Source organism: uncultured Algibacter sp. (assembly GCF_963976535.1).
In the GTDB taxonomy this organism is placed as follows: Bacteria; Bacteroidota; Bacteroidia; order Flavobacteriales; family Flavobacteriaceae; genus Algibacter_B.
In genome coordinates, this window is the sequence record NZ_CAXBLF010000107.1 from 1 (window position 1) to 4,543 (window position 4,543).

Genomic DNA, 4,543 nt, shown 5'->3' on the forward strand with positions numbered 1-4,543 from the left:
ACCACTTTAATTTAAAATATTATCTTTTGGTAAAATACCCTTATGCAGGGTAACTTATTTATATACATATATTTGTCCCGTATTTTGTTCTATTTTAGAAGGCTATGCGGAAGTTTAAGTGCTTTTAATTCAGTATATTTTACTTTCCATTGTAGAAAATTTCATATAATATTGAAATTTAATATTATTTTATAAATTATCAAAAGGATTTTTTATATTTCTAATACTTGTTTCACTTACATGCGTATAAATCATTGTGGTTTTTGGGCTGCTATGTCCTAATAAGGTTTGTATGTATCTTATGTCTGTTCCGTTTTCAAGTAAATGTGTGGCAAAGCTATGGCGTAAAGTATGTAAGGTAATAGGTTTTTTTATATTGGATTTTTTTGCTGCTTTTTTTAAAATATTCTGTGCGCTCGAGGTGCTATACAACCCCCCGTTTTGCCCTTCAAATAAATAATCTTTTGGCTTATAGGTTTTGTAATATAAACGTAATAATTCTAAAAATTTTAATGATAGCAGCGTGTATCGGTCTTTATTTCCTTTTGCAGATTTTATATGTATTACCATACGCTTACTGTCAATATCCGAAATGCGGATTTTTAACGCTTCCCCTATACGCAAACCTGCAGAATAGATAAGTGTAAGCAGTGTTTTGTGCTTCAAGTTTATAATGTTGTCTAAAATATTTTTAACGTCATCACTGCTTAAAACCTCAGGTAGTTTTTTTGGCTTTTTTGGGCGTTCAATATCGAAACTTAAAAGCGGTGTGCCTATATAGTCTAAATATTTTTTAATACCATTAATGCATTGGTTTTGGTAAGAAATAGATTTATTAGGTCTTACTATAAAATCATAATTAAACTGTTCAACCAGTCTTACGGTTATGGGTTGTTGCTTAAGTTGCGCATACCGCAAAAAAAACGAAGTGACTTCAAAGTAGCTGTTTACTGTATTGATGCTTAACCGTTTTTGTTGCATCCATTTTTTAAATTTTTCTAAATTATTTTGCTGAGAATCCTCTAAATATGGGAGTTTAATGGATAGGGTTTTTGTTTGAGCTTTTGGTATATTAGCTTTTGCAGACGATAATGCACTATAATCAACATACCAATCTTTAAACCTTAGTGCTTGGTATAGTTTCTGTTTGTTTGAAACCGTGTGTACTATATAAAATGTTTTGTGTGTTTTACTCCATTTAACACCTTCAACAGACTTAATGTACTCTTTAATGGCGAAATCAAATTTAAAACTTATAGCGATTATATGATTGTTTTTATGAAACAATGGTGAAAGTGCTATATTAACCATAAATAGAATATTAAATTATTAAACGTATGTAAATATATACAAAAAAAACCTGTTTCAATCCCGATAGCTATCGGGAGAAACAGGCTTTAATCTGAATAATTCCCCGATGGCTTTGCCTTGGGGTTTCCAATTTACCTCCCCTTTGGGTGGTCGGAGTTGCCTTTTCGTAATTCCGGGTGAGGCAAATTATAAAGTTTAAGAATTAATCCTCTTTCTTATCTTCTCTAGGTTTTCTATCATCACGACGGTTATCACGTCCGCGATTATCTCTACCTCTGTTATCACGTCCACCACGACTATCTCTAGAATTGTCTCTTGGCGGTCTTGCAACATAACCTTCTGGTTTTGGTAAAATAGCTTTACGAGATACTTTTTCTTTGCGTGTTCTTGGATCTTGTCCAAAATACTTCACATCAAAAACATCGCCCATATTAACTACGTCCGAAACATTTTCAGTACGTTCCCAAGCCAATTCACTTACGTGTAATAAAACCTCGTTTCCTGGTGCGTCCATATATTCTACAACAGCTCCAAAATCAAGCATTTTAATAACTTTTACTTCGTAAACGTTACCAACTGTTGGTTTGAATAATAAAGAATCTATTTTTGCTAAAACGGCATCAATACCTTCAGAACCTACACCTAAAATTTCAACAATACCTTCTTCAGTTACAGGATCTTCGTTAATAACAATAGTGGTTCCAGTTTCTTTTTGCATTTCCTGAATTACTTTTCCACCAGGGCCAATTAGCGCCCCAATAAATTCGTTAGGAACGCGACGCGTAACCATAGTTGGCGCATGTTCTTTAACGCTTTCAGCAGGAGCAGCAATAGTTTCTGTAATTTTGCCTAAAATATGTAAACGACCTTCACGAGCTTGTTTTAGCGCATTTACTAAAATCTCGTAGCTTAATCCTTTAATTTTAATATCCATCTGGCAAGCCGTAATACCTTCAGAAGTACCAGTTACTTTAAAGTCCATATCTCCTAAGTGGTCTTCATCACCTAAAATATCAGACAATACAGCATAACGATCACCATCAGAAATTAATCCCATTGCAATACCAGAAACAGGGCGTTTCATTTTAACACCAGCATCCATTAATGCCATGGTGCCAGCACAAACCGTGGCCATAGAAGAAGAACCGTTAGATTCTAATACTTCAGATACAATACGTACTGTATAAGGACAATCTTCAGGAATCATGCCTTTTAATCCACGTTGCGCTAAGTTACCATGCCCAACTTCTCTTCTAGAAGTTCCTCTTAATGGTCTAGCTTCACCTGTGCAAAAAGGAGGGAAGTTATAATGTAAATAGAAATTTTCTTCGCCTTCATGAGATGGCATATCTATTTTGTTCGCATCTCTAGACGTCCCTAAAGTAACCGTTGCTAAAGCTTGTGTTTCTCCACGTGTAAAAATTGAAGAACCATGTGTAGATGGTAAATAATCAACCTCACACCATATTGGTCTAATTTCGTCAGTTTTTCTACCGTCTAAACGTAAACCTTCGCTTAATGTTAATTCACGAACAGCTTCTTTTTCAGCTTTACTGTAGTAACCTCCAACAAGATGACCAAATTCTTCCATCTCCTCTTCAGTAAAAGATGCTTTCACTTCTTCTTTTACTTCAGCAAATGCATTAGTACGCTCTACTTTAGAAGTTCCCTTCTTAGCTATAGCGTAACATTTATCATAAGCTAAATCGTGTATTCTTTTTTGTAAATCTTCGTTTACTTCAGCAGTTCCATAATCGCGAACCTCTTTTTTACCAAAAGCTTCTGCTAAACGCAATTGCGCAGCAATTTGTACTTTAATAGCTTCATGTGCAAACTTGATAGCATCAGCCATTTCTTCTTCAGAAATCTCGTTCATCTCACCTTCAACCATCATTACGGAGTCGGCTGAAGCACCAATCATCATCTCTAAATCAGACTCTTCTAATTGCGCACGTGTTGGGTTTATTACAAATTCTCCGTTAACACGCCCAACTCTAGCTTCAGAGATAGCACATTCAAATGGGAAATCTGATAACTGGATAGCAGCACTCGCCGCTAAACCAGCCATAGCTTCAGGCATAACCTCATCATCATGAGACATTAATTGAATCATCACTTGCGTTTCTGCATGATAATCTTTGGGGAACAACGGACGTAAAACACGGTCTACTAAACGCATGGTTAAAACTTCACCGTCACTTGGTCTTGCTTCTCTTTTAAAGAAACCACCTGGGTAACGACCTGCCGCAGCAAATTTTTCGCGATAATCTACCGTTAACGGTAAAAAATCTAAATCTGACTGTTTGTAATTGGAAACAACTGTACATAATAACATACATTTTCCAGATTGCACAACAACGCTACCATGCGCTTGTTTTGCTAATTTTCCGGTTTCGATAGAAATTTCTCTACCATCTCCTAGGTCAATGACCTCTCTAAAAACTTTTGGAATCATAAATTTTTTCTTGTAATTCAAGCATAATCATGCTCAAATCAAATTAAACAATGGTCGTTGTGTTGTGTGTAGTTGTTGTGTGTTTGACCAATGAAAAACTGATAATCCTGAACTCGTTTCAGGACCTGCTTATTCTATTTTTGTCATTGCGAGTCACGCTTTTTTTGCGTGATGTGGCAATCTGCTCCTTTTGGAAAGATTACCACGTCGTTACCTCCTCGTAATGACGTCGTAACGTATTTAAATTATTTGGGCGTTCCCTAAAAAGGTCGGGCTTTACGCTACAAGTCCTCGCTATGTCCCGATAATTATCGGGAGCTCGCTGTGGGCTTTCCACTGCAATCCCTAACGCAAAAACAAAAAAGAGGCTAGTAAAAGCCTCTTTTTTATAAATTATTTTCTTAATCCTAATTCTTTTACTATGGCACGATATCTTAAGATATCTTTCTTAGTTAAGTAATCTAATAAAGCACGGCGCTTCCCTACTAACATCACTAAAGAACGTTCTGTATTATAATCTTTACGATTGTTTTTTAAATGCGTTGTTAAGTGCTCAATTCTGTGAGTAAATATTGCAATTTGTCCTTCTGCAGAACCCGTGTCCTTTGCGTTTTTACCGTGTTTTTTAAAGAGTTTCTCTTTTGCTTTTTGATCTAAATACATGCTAATATTATTGTAAATGATTGTTATGTACACGAAAGCCTTTCTTTCGAGCCGCAAATATAATACTTTTTTGGTTTGAAACATTTTTTTACGTAACTTTTACTATTATTTCTC

The 4,543-nt window shown here is 35.4% G+C and carries 3 protein-coding genes; all 3 read right to left on the reverse strand.

Going from position 1 to position 4,543, the window contains the following annotated elements:
• Positions 1-189: 189 nt before the first annotated feature.
• Complete coding sequence (locus AAC024_RS15655) at positions 190-1,311, reverse strand: tyrosine-type recombinase/integrase (protein WP_339896426.1); 1,122 nt, start codon at positions 1,309-1,311, stop codon at positions 190-192.
• A 202-nt stretch (positions 1,312-1,513) separates the two neighbouring features.
• Complete coding sequence (locus tag AAC024_RS15660; protein ID WP_339896427.1) at positions 1,514-3,766, reverse strand: polyribonucleotide nucleotidyltransferase; 2,253 nt, start codon at positions 3,764-3,766, stop codon at positions 1,514-1,516.
• A gap of 393 nt (positions 3,767-4,159) precedes the next feature.
• Positions 4,160-4,429 carry a 30S ribosomal protein S15 gene (gene rpsO / locus AAC024_RS15665; RefSeq protein ID WP_339896428.1) on the reverse strand — a complete coding sequence of 90 codons (270 nt, stop codon included), beginning with the start codon at positions 4,427-4,429 and terminating at the stop codon, positions 4,160-4,162.
• Between the last annotated feature and the right edge of the window lie 114 nt (positions 4,430-4,543).

Bases quoted from the DNA above. Each gene is read 5' to 3' on its own strand.
- rpsO (WP_339896428.1), bottom strand. From the start codon at position 4,429: ATGTATTTAGATCAAAAAGCAAAAGAGAAACTCTTTAAAAAACACGGT.
- AAC024_RS15655 (WP_339896426.1), bottom strand. From the start codon at position 1,311: ATGGTTAATATAGCACTTTCACCATTGTTTCATAAAAACAATCATATA.
- AAC024_RS15660 (WP_339896427.1), bottom strand. From the start codon at position 3,766: ATGATTCCAAAAGTTTTTAGAGAGGTCATTGACCTAGGAGATGGTAGA.